Annotated in this window: 14 protein-coding genes; 4 read left to right on the forward strand and 10 right to left on the reverse strand. The window is 37.9% G+C overall.

Annotated elements, in window-relative coordinates; all coding sequences use genetic code 11:
- Nucleotides 1-119: 119 nt before the first annotated feature.
- From FZ940_RS02145 to FZ940_RS02155, 3 genes are all read left to right on the forward strand, one after another.
- Entirely contained in the window at nucleotides 120-2,072 is a 1,953-nt protein-coding gene (locus FZ940_RS02145; RefSeq protein WP_148821319.1) for a methyl-accepting chemotaxis protein, read from the forward strand.
- 194 nt (nucleotides 2,073-2,266) lie between these two features.
- On the forward strand, nucleotides 2,267-2,983 hold the full coding sequence (locus FZ940_RS02150) for a transporter substrate-binding domain-containing protein (protein ID WP_148821320.1): 717 nt from the start codon (nucleotides 2,267-2,269) through the stop codon (nucleotides 2,981-2,983).
- A gap of 74 nt (nucleotides 2,984-3,057) precedes the next feature.
- Complete coding sequence (locus FZ940_RS02155) at nucleotides 3,058-5,796, forward strand: M16 family metallopeptidase (protein ID WP_148821321.1); 2,739 nt, start codon at nucleotides 3,058-3,060, stop codon at nucleotides 5,794-5,796.
- A gap of 180 nt (nucleotides 5,797-5,976) precedes the next feature.
- Here FZ940_RS02155 and FZ940_RS02160 read toward each other — a convergent pair whose 3' ends face one another.
- The 3 genes from FZ940_RS02160 to FZ940_RS02170 are packed head-to-tail and all read right to left on the reverse strand — an operon-like array spanning nucleotide 5,977 to nucleotide 7,463.
- A complete protein-coding gene (locus tag FZ940_RS02160) occupies nucleotides 5,977-6,864 on the reverse strand; it encodes a Cj0814-related protein (RefSeq protein ID WP_148821322.1) in 888 nt (295 codons plus the stop codon).
- A 50-nt stretch (nucleotides 6,865-6,914) separates the two neighbouring features.
- On the reverse strand, nucleotides 6,915-7,136 hold the full coding sequence (locus FZ940_RS02165) for a hypothetical protein (RefSeq protein WP_021091847.1): 222 nt from the start codon (nucleotides 7,134-7,136) through the stop codon (nucleotides 6,915-6,917).
- Between the two features lie 33 nt (nucleotides 7,137-7,169).
- A complete protein-coding gene (locus FZ940_RS02170) occupies nucleotides 7,170-7,463 on the reverse strand; it encodes a putative quinol monooxygenase (protein ID WP_148821323.1) in 294 nt (97 codons plus the stop codon).
- A gap of 161 nt (nucleotides 7,464-7,624) precedes the next feature.
- Here FZ940_RS02170 and FZ940_RS02175 point away from each other — a divergent pair, with 161 nt between their 5' ends.
- Complete coding sequence (locus FZ940_RS02175; RefSeq protein WP_148821324.1) at nucleotides 7,625-10,078, forward strand: molybdopterin-dependent oxidoreductase; 2,454 nt, start codon at nucleotides 7,625-7,627, stop codon at nucleotides 10,076-10,078.
- A gap of 48 nt (nucleotides 10,079-10,126) precedes the next feature.
- Here the strand turns inward: FZ940_RS02175 and FZ940_RS02180 are convergent, their stop codons facing one another.
- From FZ940_RS02180 to FZ940_RS02210, 7 genes are all read right to left on the reverse strand, one after another.
- Nucleotides 10,127-11,956 carry a dynamin family protein gene (locus tag FZ940_RS02180; RefSeq protein ID WP_148821325.1) on the reverse strand — a complete coding sequence of 610 codons (1,830 nt, stop codon included), beginning with the start codon at nucleotides 11,954-11,956 and terminating at the stop codon, nucleotides 10,127-10,129.
- A complete protein-coding gene (locus FZ940_RS02185) occupies nucleotides 11,949-14,036 on the reverse strand; it encodes a dynamin family protein (RefSeq protein ID WP_148821326.1) in 2,088 nt (695 codons plus the stop codon). Before FZ940_RS02185 ends, FZ940_RS02180 begins: the two co-directional genes overlap by 8 nt.
- 101 nt (nucleotides 14,037-14,137) lie before the next feature.
- Complete coding sequence (tsaD, locus tag FZ940_RS02190; RefSeq protein ID WP_148821327.1) at nucleotides 14,138-15,142, reverse strand: tRNA (adenosine(37)-N6)-threonylcarbamoyltransferase complex transferase subunit TsaD; 1,005 nt, start codon at nucleotides 15,140-15,142, stop codon at nucleotides 14,138-14,140.
- Nucleotides 15,139-16,437 carry a M99 family carboxypeptidase catalytic domain-containing protein gene (locus tag FZ940_RS02195; protein ID WP_148821328.1) on the reverse strand — a complete coding sequence of 433 codons (1,299 nt, stop codon included), beginning with the start codon at nucleotides 16,435-16,437 and terminating at the stop codon, nucleotides 15,139-15,141. The genes tsaD and FZ940_RS02195 overlap by 4 nt, the downstream gene beginning before the upstream one ends.
- Nucleotides 16,437-17,672, reverse strand: coding sequence for a uracil-xanthine permease family protein (locus FZ940_RS02200; RefSeq protein WP_148821329.1), 1,236 nt, complete (start codon nucleotides 17,670-17,672; stop codon nucleotides 16,437-16,439). The genes FZ940_RS02195 and FZ940_RS02200 overlap by 1 nt, the downstream gene beginning before the upstream one ends.
- Nucleotides 17,659-18,768 (reverse strand): 1-deoxy-D-xylulose-5-phosphate reductoisomerase, encoded by a 1,110-nt coding sequence (gene dxr, locus FZ940_RS02205; protein ID WP_148821330.1) that lies wholly within the window; start codon nucleotides 18,766-18,768, stop codon nucleotides 17,659-17,661. Before dxr ends, FZ940_RS02200 begins: the two co-directional genes overlap by 14 nt.
- Nucleotides 18,750-19,481, reverse strand: coding sequence for a phosphatidate cytidylyltransferase (locus tag FZ940_RS02210; RefSeq protein ID WP_148821331.1), 732 nt, complete (start codon nucleotides 19,479-19,481; stop codon nucleotides 18,750-18,752). Before FZ940_RS02210 ends, dxr begins: the two co-directional genes overlap by 19 nt.
- Between the last annotated feature and the right edge of the window lie 16 nt (nucleotides 19,482-19,497).

Raw genomic sequence — 19,497 nt, forward strand, 5'->3', positions numbered from 1 at the left:
TTAATCAATATTTTTTATAAAAATAACCAAAAGCATTTTTTGGTTGTTAAATTTTAAGTATTAAAGTCGTATGGCTTTATTTTTTGAAGCAGATATTTAAAAAACTAAAAGGAGAGAAAATGAATAATCTAGGTATTAAATCTAAGATTATGGCGATAGTTATCGTCAGTCTTATTGGCCTTGGTATCATGAGTGCGTACATGCTAAATGGTATCTTAAAAACTCGCTCAAAAGCAGAGTTTAGTGAGAAAATCGTGGATACAATAATAAATCAAAATAATTTTATCCATGAGATGCAAAAAGAACGCGGATTTAGCTCAGGTGTGTTAGCAGGAGGAGATAATAAAAATTTATTAGAGCAGCGTAAAAAAGTAGACGCTATGCTTGATAAGCTTGAAGAGAAAAATGAAATAGCTTCAGAGATAAATAGTATCCGCTCAAATGTAGATCAAAAAAGTGGCAATGATCTAATTAGCCGTATAACAAAAATTTTAAGAAAAGAGGTTATTGCTATAAATGGATATAGCGATAAGCTCGAGCCTAGCTTGGTAGATGATCTAAAGCGCATCATTATTGTTGGTGAGATAAAAGAGTCTTTTGGTATTTTGCGTGCTACTTTAAATGGGGTTTTTACTAAAAAGAGCATAAGCAAAGAGGACTACAATAAAGTAGTTGCACTAAATAGCGTTATAAATAAATTTATGCAGGATTTTGACGATTACAACCCAAAAGAATTTAGCGATGAATTTGACGCTATCGCTAGAAAAAAGGCAGATTTTATAGATGCGATGAATATTATTAAAAATGTAGTTGCTACCGAAGATGTATCTTATGACGCAGCGAGTTGGTTTTCAAAGATAAGCATTTCAATAGATGCATTGAGAGAGCTTGAACTTAAACTACTTGATAATATGCAAAAAGATGCAAGACGTATTAAGGGTGACGCAAATACCGAACTTATTATAAGTTCTATTGTGATTGCGATTTGTATTTTGCTTATGTTGCTAGTATCTACATTAATAGGTAAAAACCTGATCTCTGGCATAGATCAGACTAAAAATGGCTTAGTTAGATTTTTTGACTTCTTAAATTATAAATCTAATAAGGCTGAATTTTTGGATCGTAGTGGTAGCGACGAGATCGGACAGATGAGTGCACTGATAAATGAGAATATCAAACAAATCGAGGCAAATTTATCTGAGCAAAATAATTTCATTAAAGAAGCAAATACTTTTGTAAATCAAATTGGCAAAGGTAACTACGTAGCTCAGCTTAACGCAGATACTTCAAATCCTGCACTTAGCCAGCTAAAACAAACTTTCAAAGACTTACAAATCGCTCTTAAACATGCTATTGCGGAAAATGGCGATGATGTGTTGAATCTATTAGAAAGCTTTAAAAAACAAGACTTTACTAAAAGGCTTGAAGATGATGGCAAAATGGCGGTTGGTATAAACGCTCTTGGTGAAGAGATAGCCAAAATGTTAAGGGCAAATTTAGATCAAGCTCATGTGCTAGAAGAAAAGGCTGAGTCTTTAAGTCAGTCAATGAAAGAACTAACTCAAGGCGCAAATGTACAAGCAAGCTCACTTCAGGAGTCTGCTGCTGCAGTAGAGCAAATGTCAAGCTCAATGAATGCAATATCTCAAAAAACATCTGATGTTATTAGACAAAGTGACGAGATCAAAAATATCATAACTATTATTAGAGATATAGCTGATCAAACAAATTTACTAGCTCTTAATGCCGCAATAGAAGCAGCACGCGCAGGAGAGCATGGTAGAGGCTTTGCAGTTGTTGCAGATGAGGTTAGAAAACTAGCAGAGAGAACTCAAAAATCTCTAACAGAGATCGAAGCAAATACAAACGTACTAGCTCAATCAATCAATGAAATGAGTGAGTCTATAAAAGAGCAAAGTGAAGGAATTAATATGATAAATCAATCAGTTGCTCAAATAGACACACTTACAAAAGAAAATGTAGTAATTGTCAATAAAGCAAATGAAGTAACATCTGATGTTGACGACATGGCTAAGGCAATAGTAAACGAAGTTAGAAAAAGTAAATTTTAATCTTTGACTTACTCTTAGAGCTCCTATTATTCTATCCCTTAAGATAATTAAGGGATAGAACTTATTTATAAAAATTTATATGCTACTTTGCTATACGATTATTTATAGCATTTTTCTTTTATTACGGATTTAAACAATTTTTAATAGAGAAATACTGATAATTAAGCCACTAAATCACCTTAAAGGACACTATTATGAAAAAGATCTTTGCTCTTTTACTCACAGCTTTTGTTGCTCTTTGTGCAAATGAGCTAAAATTTGGCACAGCGGCAAACTATCCGCCATTTGAATATATCGATGAAAATAACAAAATAACAGGCTTTGATATCGAGCTAATTGATGAAATTTCAAAGCGTGCAGGTTTTTCATATAAGATCATAAATATGAGTTTTGACGGCCTTATCCCAGCGCTTAAAGCTGGCAAAATAAATGGCATTATAAGTGCGATGAGTGCGACTTCAGATAGATTAAAATCAATCGATTTTACAAAGCCATACTATCTAACTGAAAATCTTTATCTAAAGAAAAAAGATAATGATGCACTAAAAGCTAAAGAAGAGCTAGCTGGCAAAAGAGTTGGCGTGCAACAAGGCACCGTCCAAGAGCTAGCAGCAAATGCTATAAATGGTGTAAAAGTAGTGCCTTCAGAAGATACTGTGCCACTCATCATGGGATTAAAAGTTGGCAAATTTGACGCAGTCATCCTTGATAGCTCTATTGGATATGGCTTTATCAAGAAAAATCCAGAACTTGAAGCATTTTTCAAAGAAGTTGATGGTAGCGAAGGCTTTTCAATAGCATTTGATAAAAATAAAGAGAGTGCGTTAATAGAAAAAATAAATCAAATTTTAGATGATATGAAAAAAGACGGAAGCTACGAAGCTTTACTTAAAAAATACGATCTAAAATAATCTTCTAGCCTGCAATTTTGCAGGCTTATGCTAAATTCTGCTTTGTCTATCGATTAAAATTTAAAAGGAAAATAATGAGAAAAATTTTGTTGCTTTTTTGTCTAGTAATGGGTCTTTTTGCGCTTCAAAACGATAAAGATATGTTAAATGGAGAGCTAAAAAATGGGCTAAAATACTATATCAAAGAGAATAAATTTCCACAAAAAACAGCTATTTTTTATCTTGTTATAAATTCTGGTTCAACTGATGAAAAAGATGGCGAGCAAGGTCTTGCTCACTTTTTGGAGCACATGGCATTTAATGGCAGCCGCGACTTTAGCAAAAATGAGCTCATTAAACAGCTTGAGAGCCTTGGTGTGAAATTTGGAGCCGATCTAAACGCGCAGACGAGCTACGATCAGACGAGCTATGTCTTAACGATTAATGTAAATGAGAAAAATTTACAAGATACGTTTAAGGTCTTTTCGAATTGGATAGATGGCGTTAAAATCGATCCTAAGGAGCTTGATAAAGAGCGTGGCGTCATAATGGAAGAGGAGCGTCAGAGAAATACGCCAGGATATAGGCTTTATTTGGCTCAAACAAAGGATATTTTTGAGGGCAGTATCTATCTAAAAAGAGTACCAATAGGCGACATGAACATCATCAAAAGCGTAGATGCTAAGCACATGCAAGAATTTTACGAGAGGCTTTATCAGCCAAGATTTATGAGCTTTATTGCTGTTGGCGACTTTGATAAAAATGAGATAAAAAGCTTAATTGAAAAAAGCTTTAGCCAAGCAAAAAATACAAATTCTTACATTCATCCAGAAAAAAATATCAGCTTTAAAAGTGGTTTAAATATTTTTAACTACGACTCAAATGAAACTGGGATGGAGCTAGTTAGACTTAGCTATTTTGATAAATTTAGTCCGGTTTTAAATGAGGCTGATGCAAAGAGAAATCTAGAAGACGCACTTATCGCAAGCCTGATAAATATGCTTTATGAGCAAAAAAATGCAAATAATTCATCAAATTTAAGCACTGATTTTATAGCTCAAACACTTCAAGCAAAGCAGAAAATTTATAGTTTTGAAACAAATGTACTTGGAGGTGATTTTAACGCAAGCCTTAAAGATATGCTTGGCGTTATAAAAGGCATTAAAGAGTTTGGCTTTAATAAAGATGATTTTGAAGATGTAAAAAAGGCGTTTGTGGCAAATGTAGATGCAAAATTTAAACGCTCAAAGACTAAAAAATCAAGTGCTTACGCAGGACAAATTTTAAATATGATAGAAAATGGTGGCTTTGTGTTAAGCGATGAAGACGACAAAGAGCTCAGTTTAAAGCTATTAAACGAGATTACGCTAGCTGACGTGAATGCTAGATTTAGGCAAATTTTGGCCATTTCTGATGAGCGTGTAAGAATTTTTAGCAAAGATGGTTATAAGCTTAGCAAAGATGAGTTTTTAAAGCTTTTTGCCAAGGCACCTGCTTATAACACAAGCCTATCTGCTAATAACAACGATAAGAGCCTAGGCAATGAAAATTTAGAGCCAAAAGAGATAAGCTCAAGAAGCTTTGATGAAAAAAATGGAATTTATACCTACAAAATGCAAAATGGCTCGCAAGTTATCTTTAAGCCACTAGCTACTAAAAAAGATAGCGTTTTGTTTGCAGCCGTCAGCAAAGGAGGCACATCAAATTTGGCTGATCCAAAGCTTGGTAGCTTTGCAGTAGCGCTCACAAATGAAAGCGGCGTTGGCAAATTTAATAACTATGAGCTCTCAAAGACACTAAATGGAAAGATCGTAAGCTATGAAAAGAATATCGAGGGTCTTACACAAGGATTTTATGGCTCATCAAGCACAAGCGATCTTAGCTCGCTGCTAGCTATTATAAATTTAGAATTTAACGCTCCAAGAGCCGACTCACACGTGCTTGAGAGGATAAAGCAAAGAGCAAAAGATGAACTAGCTAAAGAGCAAAATTTACCTGAATATAAATTTAGCACCGAATTTAGCAAGTTTTTTTATGAAAACAATAAACGTGTCGCGCCGCTTGAGATGGCTCAGATCGATGCGCTAAAACTAAATGAGCTAAAAGAGATCATCAAAAATAAATTTACAAATGTAGCCTCATATACTTTTGTAATCATCGGCGACACCGACGAAGAGAGGCTTTTTCCGCTTGTTAAAAAGTATATCGCCACTCTGCCAAAGCTTGGCGAGGCTGAAGAGTTTAAAGACGATGGCGTGCGAAGTATCAATGGTCAGCACACCTTTAAAAGGGAGTATCAAAGCACAAAAAGAAGCGATGTTGGCATAAATATCATAAATTCTGACGCTAAATATAGCTTTGAAGGAGCGATTAAACTAAGGGCATTAAGTGAAATTTTAAAAACGGCGCTTCGAGAAAAGATCAGAGAAGATAAGGGCCAAACATACGGCTTTAGCCTAAATGCCAAGCTCTCACGCTATCCTTTTGAGCATTTAGATATGCTAATTAGCTTTACTTGCGATCCTGCAAACACGGACAAGATCATCGCTGAGATAAAGGAGATAATAGCTAGTATCAAGCGTAGTGGCGCGATTTTGCCAAAGCATTTGGAGGATTTTAAAGCACAGAGTGAAATTTCTATAAAAAAAGATTATGAAAAGCCTGAGTTTTGGCAAAAGCTCATCATCTCAAATAAAATTTTTAACACGCCACTTTATACGGCTGATGAGTACATAAGTGCGGTAAAAGCCATCACAAATGAGGACATCAAAGAGGCAGCTAAGCTATATCTTGATGATAAAAATATGGTGATAAGCATAAATAATCCGAAGTAAAATTTTGAGGGCAGCTGGCTTTTTAAAATTTAAGACTAAGTAGAAATTTGAGAGGTCAAGCTAGCTTTTTAAATTTAAACATAAGCAGAAATTTAGAGAGCTAATAGCCTCCAGAAATTTAATCCTGAGTATAAAATTTACGAACTAAGCCAGCCTTAAAATTTAAACCCTAAGCCAAAGCTAAGCCAGTATATCCTTTGGCTTTAGCTTGTTTAGCTTTTGCACCAGATCATCAAAGTTTGCACCATTTTCGACCTCGCGCCTGATAAATTCCTCAAAAAACTCACGTTTTATATCTTTGTTGGTATAAGTCACGCTTTTTTTGGTAACTTGCATAGGCTTAAATTTCTCTTCTCCCATCTCTTCATCGCCATTTTCTCTAACTGGCGTAATAGCGATATTTTGAAGCACATCAGCGATGCTCTCGCCTTTTTGATAACTTGTTTTTAGAAATTTTAAAAACTCATCTTTACTATTTTTATCAGCGTAGCTCACACGATGCAACATAGGCTGACCTAAGAATTCTATACGTTTTTTATCCGAGCTTTGTTCGTAATGTAAAGCCCCGTCTTTAAAAGAAATTTTTACATTTGCATGCTCGCCAAGTATCCTTTCGGCGGTAAATTCCAGCCATTTATCTTTAAACTCATCGATACTTAGATCAGAGTCTAGCAAATTTGTAGCCTCGCGGCTTAGATAAAGAGCACCAAAAGCATTATTGATTATTTTGTTGTTGATGCTCATTTTGTGATTTTTGATGAATTCATCTACGCTAAAGCCATTTTTCTCGCTAGTGATGATGTAGTTTGGTCGCCAAAGCTTCGTGCTATCAATGAAATTTTTAAGACTAGAGATTTCATCTTTGCTCGTCCCGCTATCAAGGCCATTTATCTTGCCCCAGATAGAAATTTTATCATTTGATGAGTAGCCAGAGAGCGGTAGATGCTTGATGTCCGCAGTTTCAGCGGGAATTTCTACTTTGTTTAAATTCGTGTTTGTGGCTTGGCGCTTACTAAAAGCGTCTTGATAGCTAAAGCTTTGGTTAAATCCATTTAGTGCGTTTATCATGTCAAATCCTTTAACACTATATCGGCAAATGGATTTAAATTTTAAGTGGATTATTTTTTATTGCGGTATTTTTCAAAAATGGCGATCATTTGGTATGAGTTTTGGGCGATTTTAAATTTATTTGGATTTTTGCCAAGTAGCTCTTCTCTTAAAGAGTCGATAAATTCCCTATCTTTTTTGCAAGCTTCAAAGCTTACTCGCCCCCTAAGTACGGCCATAAATATAATATCAGCAGTCGCATTTATCATCTCAAGCATTTTTTCTTCGCTCATTTTTTGTGTATTTTGCCCTTTTTAAAGCAAATATTATTCCTTTACGCTCACAAAATTTACTATTTTTACCTCTTGGCTCTCTTTGCAAGCCTCCAGCGCGGCTGCGTTTTTCACCATATGAGCGCTTTTCATATGCTCTTTTTGGCTCGCAAGATCTTCCCAAATCTCCATAAAGCAGTACTCGCTTTTACCGCCCACAACCATGCCACACTCGTAGCTTATGCAGCCTTTATCTTTTCTTGAAGCTGGCACGATCTCTTTTAAAATTTCTTCAAATTTCGCTTCACATCCAGCTTTTAACTTTACATTTACATAAAATCCAATCATCTGCCCATCCTTTAAAAATTTTTGGCTAAAATAGCGCAATTTAGACGCAAGTTTGCGTATTACATTACAAGGCCTTTAAACGATGAAATGATACAAAACCCTAAATTTATAATTTCTAAAACCAACCAAAAACAATAAATTTAACCAAAATCGGAGAGAAAATGAAAAGACGAGACTTTTTAAGATTAAGTGCATTAGGCGCGGTTAGCCTTCAAGCAAACGAGCTTGGAAGCGCAGAGCAAGCGTTATTTGACAAGAAAAGTGGACTAAGCGCAAATAAATTTGGCGCATTTTATGTAAAAACTATCGCAGGGCGCGTGGTTGAGACCGTGCCATTTGAGGGCGATGCTTATCCAAACGAGCTAAATAACGCAGTCATTGACTACGTCCAAAATGAAAGCAGAGTAAAATATCCATTTGTTAGAAAGAGCTTTTTAGCCAATCCAAACAACCCAAAACCAGAGCTTCGCGGCAAAGAGGAATTCGTGCGTGTGAGCTGGGACGAGGCTATAAAGCTAAGTGCAAAAGTTTTAAAAGAAAATTTTGATAAATACGGCGCTGAAGCGATCTATGGACAGGTTTATCAGTGGGGTAGCCTTGGCAAAGTAGGGCATAGCCAAAAGACCGCAAAAAGGCTACTTAACGTGCTTGGTGGCTACGTAAATGAGCTAGGTGGCTACTCATACGGCGCAGCGACTGTCATCATGCCTCACGTCACTGGCTTCGTCGATCCTGCGCTAGCGCCAATAAAGTGGGAGGCTATCTTAAAAAACGCCAAAACGATCGTATTTTGGGGCACAAACCCAGTCGTTTCAAACAAGATCGCCATTGGCGTGCCGCTTCATAACTCATATAAATACTATGACGAGATCAGAAAAAAAGGCGAGAGTGGCGAGATGAAAATTTATAGCGTCGATGTTTATCACAACGATAGCGCAAAATACTTTGACTCAAAATACCTTGAAGTCGTGCCTTGCACCGATACGGCGATGATGATAGGTATGTGTAATTACCTTTATGAAAAAGGGCTTTACAACAAAGAATTTATAGAAAAATACACAGTTGGCTTTGATAAATTTAAAGAGTATATGCTTGGTAAAACTGACGGAGTCAATAAAAACCTAGCTTGGGCAAGCAAAATTTGTGGCGTTAGCGAGCAGGATCTTGCTAAATTTAGCGAAGATCTAGCTAAAAATGACTCAGTGATAATTAGTGGCTACGCCATTCAAAGACAAGATCACGGTGAGATGGCGTACTGGGCGCTTGTGACGCTAAATGCGATGCTTGGTCACATCGGTAAAGAGGGTTGCGGCTTTGTCACAAATGACGGCATGCACAAAAATGCTGATGAGAGCTTTATAGCGCCTAAACTAGCGGCGTTTGAGACGAAGGTACCTCAAAAATTTATTGATAGCGGGCTGGTGCCAAAGACAAAGGGCTACGAAATGCCAAACTCAAGGCTAATAGATGCACTTCTTAAGCCAGGCAAAGAGATAACAAGAAATGGCAAGAGCTATAAACTGCCAAAGATCAGAGTGATGTTTAACGCAAATGGCTCGACTTTCACAAGGCATCCTGACGCAAATAGAGCGATAAAAGCTATGCGAAACGTTAATGCTATCATCACTTGCGAGCCGTTTTGGACAAGTACAGCTAAATTTAGCGACATCGTCTTGCCAGCTGCTCTTGAATACGAGCGAACAGACATCGAGATGGCAAACTCTACAAGCGAGTATCTATTTGCACTAAAACCGCTTGTTAAGCCATTTGGCGAGAGTAAGAGCGACTTCGAGATCGCAAGGCTGATCGCTAAAGAGTGGGGCAGGGAAGAGGCATTTAGCGAGGGTAAAAGCGAGCTAGAGTGGGTCAAGACAATATATGAAGATGCCGTTAAAAAGGCTGCCGAGCTTGGGTATGAGAGCATGCCTAGCTTTGAGGAATTTTGGGAGAAGGGATACTTTAGATTTGACAAGATCGATGAGAAAAAACGCTACTTTACAAACTACAAGAAATTCCGCGACGATTCAGTGGCAAATCCGCTAAAAACGCCATCTGGCAAGATAGAAATTTACTCTGAGACTGTCGCTGGCTTTGGCTATGATGACTGCCCACCGCATGCAGCTTGGCTTGAGCCATTTGAGTGGCTTGGCGCAAAAAATAAAAAATATCCTATCGCAATTAGCGGCGCACACTCTAAATTTAGGCTTCACTCACAGCTAAACAACTCCGTGCTTCGCAACTTTAACGAGATCGCAGAGCGCGAGCCAGTGCTTATAAATCCAAAAACAGCCGAGGCTAGAGGAATAAAGATGGGCGACGTGGTGCGTGTGTTTAATGATAGAGGCGAAATTTTGTGCGGTGCCTTTGTGACCGAGGATGTGCCACAAAATGTCGTAATAGTAAGCGAAGGTGCTTGGTACGACCCTGAAAAGCCAGGCGAGAAGAGCCTTTGCTTGCACGGAAACTTAAACGTGCTCACAAAAGACGTGCCATCAAGCAAGATGAGCCAGAGCAACACCGCTCACACAAGCCTTGTGAATGTAGAGAAATTTAAAGGAGTGCCAAAGCGCGTGACGGCATTTGACGCACCAAAGATCGGTATAATGCACGCATAAAATAAAAGCTATCCTTAAATGGATAGCTCTAAGCTTTAAAAATTTTATTTATCTTAATAACAATGAGTTTTCACAAAGCTCTTCAATCTTTGAAATTTGCTCTTTAACTCTTTCTTTTAAGCCATCAAGCATTGCTATTTTTAAAGTATAAATTTCATTAAAATCGCTCTTTATATCAAGCAAAATTTTATTTAAAAACGAGCTGTTCGAGCACATTAAAGCTTCAAACTCATAAAGACTAAATGCATCGAGCATACGCTCATAGACGTCTTTTGCACTTGGAATATAAAGTGGCGTATTCATCTGTAGGTGCGACTCTAGCGTCTTTTCTATCTTTTGTTTTATAAAATAAACCGCGAGTTTGAGTGCGTTTTCATAGTTTGAGGCTAGCTTTATATCAAGCTTTTCAAAAAACAAAGAGACCTTTTGTATAGCCTTAAATTTAGCCGTTTCATACTCTCTTAAAAAATTTTCATATGTCCGTCCGGCATAGGTGTTTATGGATTTTGTTTCATAAGCCAAGACTTGATCATCAAAGCTAGCGTAATTTTCATAGCGAGATTTATATATTAAAAATTTATCCTCTAAATTTTTATAAAGCTCATTAAATGCTGAGGTTATCGCATTTTCTAGCTCTTTTGAATCTTTTTTGTAGCGTTTAAAAAATTTATTAAAAACTACATCTTCGTAGATAAGTTTTGAAAAGACTTCGTCGCTATCAAGACTTATTACCTCAAAATTTTCACGCTTATAAATTTCTTTATTTAAAAGCGTCTTTGAAGCGTTAAATTTTGTCTTTGAAAATGGTTTAAGTAGCTTAAACACCTCATCAGCAGCAAGTTTTATAGCTTCACTCATTTGACTATATCTTAAAGCGATCTTTGGTTTAAACTCCTCTTTTATTGCCTCCAGCCTCTCATCTAATGAGCCACTAAATTCATCTAAAATAAACTGCGCATTATCATAAATTTCTAGATGTTTTTCTTGCTCGTTAGTTAGGAGTTTTACGATCTTTTTTGCCCTTGCTTTTATGAAATTTTCTTTAAAGCTCTTGTCTAAAAAGCATTCTTTAATAGCCTTTAAAGCTTCGTTAAAATTTGAAGCTTCAAGTAGGCTATTATTATTTGTAATGCCAAGAAGAGCTTGCTTTGACGAGATAGCGATGATATCCTCAAAAAGCTCGCCATAAGTTTGCCCAGCGTGTTTTAGCAAATTTTCAAGCTCGTCCTCGCTTAGCTTGTCTTTTTGGTTGATTAGGCAGATCGCTTTTAGATCATTGGCTTTTAAAATTTCTTTGATACTTTCAAGCTCGCTTGCCTTTGCGGCGTTATTTGCAAGGCTTAGCCATATAGCACCGCTAACCTTTTTTAGTGTATTTTTTGTCTCTTTTGTGTCAGCATCTCTTAGCGAGTTTAGGCCAGGAGTGTCGATGAAATTTATCTCTTTTAAAATTTCACTTGGCGCATAAAGCGTCATGCTAGAAACTTGCTCGCCTAGCTTATTTAGCTCGGTTAGATCGCTACTTGCTAGCAGGCTTTCGCTACCGTTTATAAATTTCACGCTTAGAAGTGGTATCTTTGCAAATTTTAGCCTCACAGCCTTTGCGGTGACTGGAGTTAGTCCTGATGGCAAGATATCTTGACCAAGAAGTGCGTTTAAAAACGTTGATTTCCCACTTGAAAATTGACCGATAACAGCTATTAGTGGTGGCTCATTTAGAGTATCTATTAGTAAATTTAAGCTCTCTTTTATCTGCTCGCTTATATGCAAACTAGGATCGTTTAGATCATTTACAAGCCTAGCTAGCTCGCCCTTAAAATCATTTGTAAAAACCTTAAAATATCTCGCTTTGTAGGCATTTATAAACTCATTAAACATTTTTAATATCCTCTAAAAGTGAGTAAATTTCATCTTGCAAGGAAGTCTTTTGATTAAGCTTTGAAATTGAGTTTTGATTTTGTAAATTTAGCTCATTAAGTTTTTCATTGAGCACTAAAAGTCTTTTATTTAAAGCCTCTTTTTGGCTCATCTCATAAGCCTTTACTCGCTCTTTTAGCAGCTTTTTTTCGTGTTCTGCTAGCATCTCACAAAACTGCGATATGCTTTTATTGTTAAGTAAATTTTGTCTTAAACTCAAAAGTGCCTCATCTGGCTCACTTTTGCTTAAAATTTTAGCTTCAAGCTCATCTAAAAGCGCGCTAAAATCAAGCTCTACGCCCATTTGCTTTAAAAAGTCATTTATACTAAAAATTTTATTTTCACTCACCTTAAAGCCATCAAAACTTAAAGCGATATTTTGCTCGCATGACTTTGTCTGCACTAAAGTTTCATTTCTAGCCTCTCTCATAAGTGCCGCAACTCCGTCACAAAGTGTAGTTTTTGTTATTTGTGTAAGACGCTTTAGATTTAAATTTTCTCTTTTACTTTTGCAGTAAGCGATCTCGCTTTTAAGCTTTTCATTTAGATTTTGAAGTAGTGCTTCAAGCCCCATTTTATAGATATCTTTTGCATTTTTATCATCGAGTTTTTTTAGCTCGCTTTCTAAAAGCCTTTCAAGTTTTGTGAAATTTTCATTAAGAGAATTTTTGATATTTGCTTGCTCGTTTTGCAAAGCTTCTAGCTCTAAACCAAATGCCTTAAGCTCCAAAATTTCAGCCTTTGTGGCTTCGAGTTTTATTTTTAAAATATTTTGCAATTCTTTTCGATATGAGCTTAAAATTAGAGCTGATTTTTTAGAATCTTTGCCAAAAAGTACATCGTAAAGATACTCTTTAAACTCCGGCACGCCACTATTTAAAGCGCCATCAAGATAAGCTTTCGCGCTAAGGGCAAAATAATCTATCTTTATATCATTTATCTGCTCGCCGATCGCTTTTTTAGTGTAGTTTAGCGTCTCATTTAGCTCTTTAGCACTTAGCTCATCAGCGTGAGTTAGCACAACAGCAAGCCTTACGATGTGCGAGTTTTCAAGGCATTTTTTTAAAAATAGAGCGTCTTTTTGCGTGGCACTTTGTGAGGCGTTCATGAGGTGGGCTAAAAGGTCGCACTTCTTCATAAAATTTGTAGTGATCTGCTCCCTTAAAACCACCGCATCATCGATGCCTGGCGTGTCTATGATGCAGACGTTGTCCTTTAAAAGCTCTAAATCGTCATAAAGCTCGACGCTTTTTACAAGATTTGCTGTTTTTGAGCTTGAAGAGGTGTAGTTTTTTATCTCGTCTATGCCGATATCTACGCTTTTGCTTGGTAAATTTTCACTTGGTATGCCAAGTGCTAAAAGCTCATCTAAGGTGTAAAAATTTACCCTTGCAAAGCTATCTTTGGAGTATTTTAAAATGGTTAAATTTATCGTTTCTGGCACGTTTGAAGCGCCAAGAACGGGTTTGTTTAAAAGGGCGTTTAAAAGGGTTGATTTGCCAGAGTTTATGACACCACTTGCAGCTATGTTAAAGAGCGTTTCGTTTGATCTTTTTTTGGCTGCCATAAGCGCCTCTAAAAATGTTTTATCACTATCAAGCAAGCTTGCTTTTTCGTTTATCTCATTTAAAAAGTCTAGGTTTTTATGGAAGTGATCTTTTGGCTTGGTATGAGAAATTTTAGCCTCATTAGCGCCTTTGTTTTTGCTTATGATCTTTTCTAAAAAGGCAAATTTCTCATCATCTATGATCTTTTCATCACGTAATTTTTCTAGGTATTTTACTATCTCTTCGCTTGAAATTTTAGCCTCATTTAGTGCTTTAAGAGTCGCAAGCTGCGCACTTTGTATGCTAAATATATCTAGCTCGATTTTAAGCTTTTTTAGCACCGCTCTAAACTCATCAAGCGCCATAAACTGATCTAAATTTTTCTCGTCGCATACTAAAAGAAGAGCTAGCAGATCTGGGTAAAATGGCACGCTAGCAGCAGCATTTGTATAAATTTTATTCGCACGCCAAGCCTGTTTTAAAAACTCATCCATAAAGACTCTTTTTATTGATATTTTGGGATTTTATTAAATTTTTACTTATGAAGCTATCAAAAATTTAAGCACAAAAACTTTATGTTTTTTCTAATTAAATTTTAAATTTCAAACTTCTTAAAACTAACCCTTGGATTTATAGTTAGCTTATCATGCGAAATAAACTCTTGTTTTAAGTATTTCTCACGTCCAGCTCTTGCTATCATCAGCGCGTTATCAGAGCAAAACGCAAGTGGAGCTAGCAAAAGCTCGCACTCATTTTTTTGACAAAGCGTTTCAAGCCTTTTGCGTAAATTTAAATTTGCACTTGCTCCGCCAACCACGCCAAATCGCTTGAAATTTCTTAGCTTGAAAACCTTTTCAAGCTTATTTAAAATGTGCTCGCAGGCCGTATTTTCAAAGGCGTAGCAAATATCTGCGATATCTTTTTGTGTGATAGTTTCAAGCTTTGAAATTTCAACTCTTACTTGGTTTTTAAGCCCTGAAAAGCTGTATTCAAGGCGTTTATCATGAAGAAGTGGGACGGTAAATTTAAACCTATCTTTATCCTCGCACAAAAGTGCGTTTTGCTGCACCACAGCACCTCCTGGGTAGCCAAGATCAAGCATCTTTGCCACCTTGTCAAAGCTCTCGCCAAAGCTATCATCGCTTGTGCTTGCAAGCTCTAAAATCTCGCCATTTTCGCTAATCTCAAGAATCATCGTATGTCCGCCACTAACTAGCAAAACGCCAAGTGGGAAGGTGGCTTCGCGGTCTAAAAATAGCGAGTAGATGTGGCCAACTAGGTGATTTACGGCGATTAGTGGGATATTTAGGGCGACGCTTAGCGCTTTTGCCATGCTCACACCTCCTATCAGGCTCACACTTAGCCCCGGCTCGTTCGTCACAGCGATAGCGTTTATATCTTTTAAATTTGGCAAGATGTCATTTAAAAGTGCTGGCAGCGCCTTCGTGTGAAGCCTTGCTGCAAGCTCTGGGACCACGCCACCAAAGATAGCGTGCTCCTCTTCTTGCGAGATCTTTTTATAATAAATTTGCTCCAGCGTCTCTTCATCTATGAGCGCAACAGAGCTGTCATCGCAGCTACTTTCTATGCCAAGTATCATCTAAACTCCGCTAGTATCATGCCAGCAAATTTCTCTTTACCATTTTCGCTTTTGTAAAACTCAACTCGGTAGATTTTGCCATCCTTATCTATGCTATAGCTTTTGTTTAGGCTGTTTTTATCAATATCTTGCTCGCTCTCATCAACGCTTTTAGTGCCATATCCTATGACATTTACGCGCACGTTTTTGAGAGCTTTTACTTTAAAGCTCTTTTTAACGCTAAATTTGTCGCCACTTTTTAGCACAAGCTCGTTGCCATCGCTCAAGAGAGAAATTTTATCAAGCGGCTTTGCAAACTCGAAGTATTGCGGTTTTAGCCTTGTGACAGAGCGGTTGCCATACTGCACTTTGTAAGTCTCTTTTTCTTTTATGACGGCGATTAGTGGATTTGGCGAGTGGTAGCTTAGCTCGCCCCTTTTAAATGGCACGAAGCTTATCACTGGTTTTAAATTTTTAAGGCTAAGAGAGTAGCTGTCAAATAGCTCAAGCCTGATCTCTTTTTCGATCGCTTTTTTCACGCTTTTGACATCGAGCTCAAATGGCCTAGTAAAGCTAATGCCAGCCTTTTTCATATACTCTTCGATCGCTATAAGGTGATAATATGTCCTTTGCTCGGCGTTTAAATTTTTGCTAGCTTCGTTTGCAAAGGCGGACTTGTTTTGCGTGATCGCGTAGTAGGTGAGGCTTTTTAGCATCTCTTTATCGCCCATAGCAGTGTGGGTATTTTTGACGTGATAGTGATGTTTTGGATCTATTAGATGCTTGTTTAACACGTCTTTTACGCTTGAAGCAATACTTTCAAGCTCTGGATATTTTGAGCCAGGAAGCGTGCTTTGATCTATGATGCAAGTATTGCCCCATTTATCTGGATTTTCGTCTTTATTTATAAATTTATCTCTGTAATATCCGCTTCCATCGTGTAAATTTAAGATGAGCGTGACGTTTTTATCAGTTATGACGTCTTTTATCTTCATCACTGAGTTGTAATCAGGATCGTTTTTATCTACATGGGCAAATTTTCTATTCATATCGCCTTTTGTGCCACGACTTCGCTCGATTATGCTTGGGAAATTTAAATTTGGCACGACCCAAAGCGAACCTTTCGTGATGTTATAGTCAGTAGCCACGATAGAGGCTGCCAAAAAGCCACCTGGCTCATCGCCTTGAATACCGCCGATTAACAACATCGTATTTTCGCTTGGCTCACCTTTTTTGATAAGTGCATAGTCCAGTGCGCTTGCATTTGCAAGGCTTGCAGCCGCAAGAGCTGCTAAAAAAAGTCTAAATTTACGCATTAATATCCTTCGTAATGCTTTGTTTTTGGTAAAAGCAAATTTAAAACTATACCAGTAACCGCGCCAAGTCCGATACCTGAAAATTTAACCGCTCCAAGGTCAAGCACCATGCCGCCGATGGCAAAGATGAAGATGAGGGCTACGATTATCATATTTCTAGGATCGGCAAGATCGACTCTGTTTTTTATAAGTGTCTCCATGCCAACGCTTGCGATGATACCAAAAAGTAGCAGCATGATGCCGCCGATGACTGGAGCTGGGATGGTCGAGAGCACCGCGCCAAGCTTGCCAACGAAGGCTAGCACGATAGCAGTGATCGCTGCAAAGGTCATGATCGCTGGATTATACGCTTTTGTAAGGCTAACTGCACCTGTGACCTCTGAGTAGGTAGTGTTTGGCGGACCACCAAAGGCAGCAGCTAGCGAGGTGGCCAGACCGTCGCCTAAAAGGGTGTTTTTAAGCCCTGGATTTTTCAAAAAATCCTCTTTTGTGACGTTTGAGATAGCGAGCATATCGCCGATGTGCTCGATCGCTGGGGCGATGGCGATAGGTATCATATAGATGATCGCTTCGAGTTCAAATTTTGGTGCGCTAAAGCTTGGCACTCTAAACCAAGGGGCGTTTGCGATGGCGCTAAAATCAACCATGCCAAAGCAGTAAGCCACGATGTAGCCAGCGATGATGCCAAGCAGGATCGGTATGAGCCTAAACATCCCCCGTCCTAGCATCATAACAACGATAGTAGCGATAAGCGATGTGGCTGCTACTATCATCGCTACGTTTTGGGTGTAAGCCTCAGTAGCTGAAGTCGCCATCTTAACGGCATTTGGAGCTAGTATCAGACCTATGGTCATGATAACTGGGCCAACTACAACTGGAGGCAAAATTTTATGCAAAATTTTCTCGCCGCCAAAGCGAACCACAAGACTTAGCGCGACATAGAAAAATCCAGCAAATATAACGCCGCCCATCGTCACTGGTATGCCCCATTTTTCGATGCCGTACTGAAGCGGAGCGATGAAAGCAAACGAGCTTGCTAGAAAGATCGGCGGGACGTTTTTTCTAGTTATTAGCTGAAAAAGTAGCGTGCCAAGACCTGCCGTAAAGAGCGCTACATTTGCATCAAGCCCAGTAAGGATAGGCACGAGCACGAGCGCGCCAAAGGCGACAAATAAAAACTGCACACCGACCAAGCTTTGCCTAAGATCAAATTTATACCCCTCATACCTTTGCATTTAGCATCCTTTTTGCGTATTCTCGAACCTCTTTATCAACTTCATAAATTTCATCTATACTTGAAATTTTCAGATCTTTAAATTTTTTAGCTGAGCCTAAAATAAGCCTTGAGATATCTAAAAATGAGCACTTTTTCTCTAAAAAACTAAATACTCCAACCTCGTTTGCAGCGTTTATGACGACACCTAGATCAGGGTTTGCTAGTACTTTATCTTTTAGCGAAAAAATGGGATATTTTTTAAGGCTGATTTTATGAAATTTTATATTTTTTAGATCAAGTAAATTTGCGTGTGAAACGATATTTTCACTGATATTTTCAAACATAGCATGAGCGATAGCTAGCTTCATATCAGGTCGCGAGAGGTGCATCGTGCTTGAGCCATCTATAAATTCAACTACGGCGTGTATCGCAGAAGTTGGCTCTATCACAGCCTCGATCTCCTTGATGCCATAAAGCCAGTAAGCTTCCATCACCTCAAAAAGCTTATTTGCCATCGTCGCACTATCAATAGTGATCTTTGCGCCCATATCCCAGTTTGGATGCTTAAGTGCATCGCTTGGTGAGGCGTCTTTTAGAAATTTGATCGGCTTTTTATAAAATGCGCCGCCACTTGCTGTGATGATGAGTCTTTTTGGTGCAGTTTTGTTTTCAAGTAGAAATTTAAGCCCAAAATGCTCGCTGTCTATTGGTAAAATTTCTCTAGTTTTTAGAAATTTGCCGCCAACAACAAGGCTCTCTTTGTTTGCAAGCGCAAGTCTTTTTCCAAGAGCTTGTGTCTTTAAACTAGGAGCAAGGCCGGCAAAGCCAACAAGGGCGTTTATTACCTTTTTTGAGCTTGAAATTTCTAGCATTTGTAGTAGCCCAGCCTCGCCAAAAAATATATTTTTAGCTTCTATGTTTTTTACATTTTTAGCTAGCTTTTCATCGCCTACGCAGACAAATTTTGGCTTAAATTTTAAGATTTGCTCATTTAGTAAATCTATATTTTTAGCGCAGCTTAATGCCTCAACCTCTACGCCAAATTTTTCGCAAAGATTAAGGGCGTTTTTGCCGATTGAACCAGTTGAGCCAAGTATTACCACGAGAGCGACCAAAGTAGGGCGACTACGCCAAATAAATAGCCATCTATCCTATCAAGCATGCCACCGTGTCCTGGGAAGAGCGAACCACTATCTTTGACGCCGCAAAGTCTTTTTAGGTAACTTTCAAACAAATCTCCCCAAACCGCAAACACACAGACTAAAAAGCTTGAGAATAAAATTTGGAAAAATCCTTCAGTTACAAAATTTCCAACAATGCAGCCAATCACAGTACCTATCGCCACACCGCCTACTGCACCTTCAATTGTTTTGTTTGGTGAGCTTGGGCTAAATGGATGTTTGCCAAACATTTTACCAACAAAAAATGCACCACTATCGCTTGCAACTACGCTTAAAATAAGCCATACAAGATAGCCTACGCCATACTCTGAGTAAAGCATCCACATCATAAAGATCGGCGTGGTCGGATAGACAAAAGGTGCGACTAGCTTTAAATTTTCACTTTTTATGTGAGCTAAGATCGAAGCAACTAGCATGATAGCAAGGATCGCTATGAAAATTGGATTTGTAAAATATGTAAGCACGTAAAAAGCAAGTGCGGCAAAAACTAGCTGTTTGTGATCGATATTATAAAGCTTGAGCGACTCATTAAATGCAAAATAAAGCACTACGCCGAGCAAGATAAAATTTAAAATATAATTATCAATAAAAAAAACTACCAAAATAGCAACAAACATCAAAACGCCAGTGATTATGCGAGATTGCATATCCTCTCCTTAAAAT

It is taken from the genome of Campylobacter concisus (genome assembly GCF_902460415.1).
Classification (GTDB): domain Bacteria; phylum Campylobacterota; class Campylobacteria; order Campylobacterales; family Campylobacteraceae; genus Campylobacter_A; species Campylobacter_A concisus_Y.

Bases quoted from the DNA above. Each gene is read 5' to 3' on its own strand.
- FZ940_RS02145 (WP_148821319.1), top strand. From the start codon at position 120: ATGAATAATCTAGGTATTAAATCTAAGATTATGGCGATAGTTATCGTC.
- FZ940_RS02150 (WP_148821320.1), top strand. From the start codon at position 2,267: ATGAAAAAGATCTTTGCTCTTTTACTCACAGCTTTTGTTGCTCTTTGT.
- FZ940_RS02155 (WP_148821321.1), top strand. From the start codon at position 3,058: ATGAGAAAAATTTTGTTGCTTTTTTGTCTAGTAATGGGTCTTTTTGCG.
- FZ940_RS02160 (WP_148821322.1), bottom strand. From the start codon at position 6,864: ATGATAAACGCACTAAATGGATTTAACCAAAGCTTTAGCTATCAAGAC.
- FZ940_RS02165 (WP_021091847.1), bottom strand. From the start codon at position 7,136: ATGAGCGAAGAAAAAATGCTTGAGATGATAAATGCGACTGCTGATATT.
- FZ940_RS02170 (WP_148821323.1), bottom strand. From the start codon at position 7,463: ATGATTGGATTTTATGTAAATGTAAAGTTAAAAGCTGGATGTGAAGCG.
- FZ940_RS02175 (WP_148821324.1), top strand. From the start codon at position 7,625: ATGAAAAGACGAGACTTTTTAAGATTAAGTGCATTAGGCGCGGTTAGC.
- FZ940_RS02180 (WP_148821325.1), bottom strand. From the start codon at position 11,956: ATGTTTAATGAGTTTATAAATGCCTACAAAGCGAGATATTTTAAGGTT.
- FZ940_RS02185 (WP_148821326.1), bottom strand. From the start codon at position 14,036: ATGGATGAGTTTTTAAAACAGGCTTGGCGTGCGAATAAAATTTATACA.
- tsaD (WP_148821327.1), bottom strand. From the start codon at position 15,142: ATGATACTTGGCATAGAAAGTAGCTGCGATGACAGCTCTGTTGCGCTC.
- FZ940_RS02195 (WP_148821328.1), bottom strand. From the start codon at position 16,437: ATGCGTAAATTTAGACTTTTTTTAGCAGCTCTTGCGGCTGCAAGCCTT.
- FZ940_RS02200 (WP_148821329.1), bottom strand. From the start codon at position 17,672: ATGCAAAGGTATGAGGGGTATAAATTTGATCTTAGGCAAAGCTTGGTC.
- FZ940_RS02210 (WP_148821331.1), bottom strand. From the start codon at position 19,481: ATGCAATCTCGCATAATCACTGGCGTTTTGATGTTTGTTGCTATTTTG.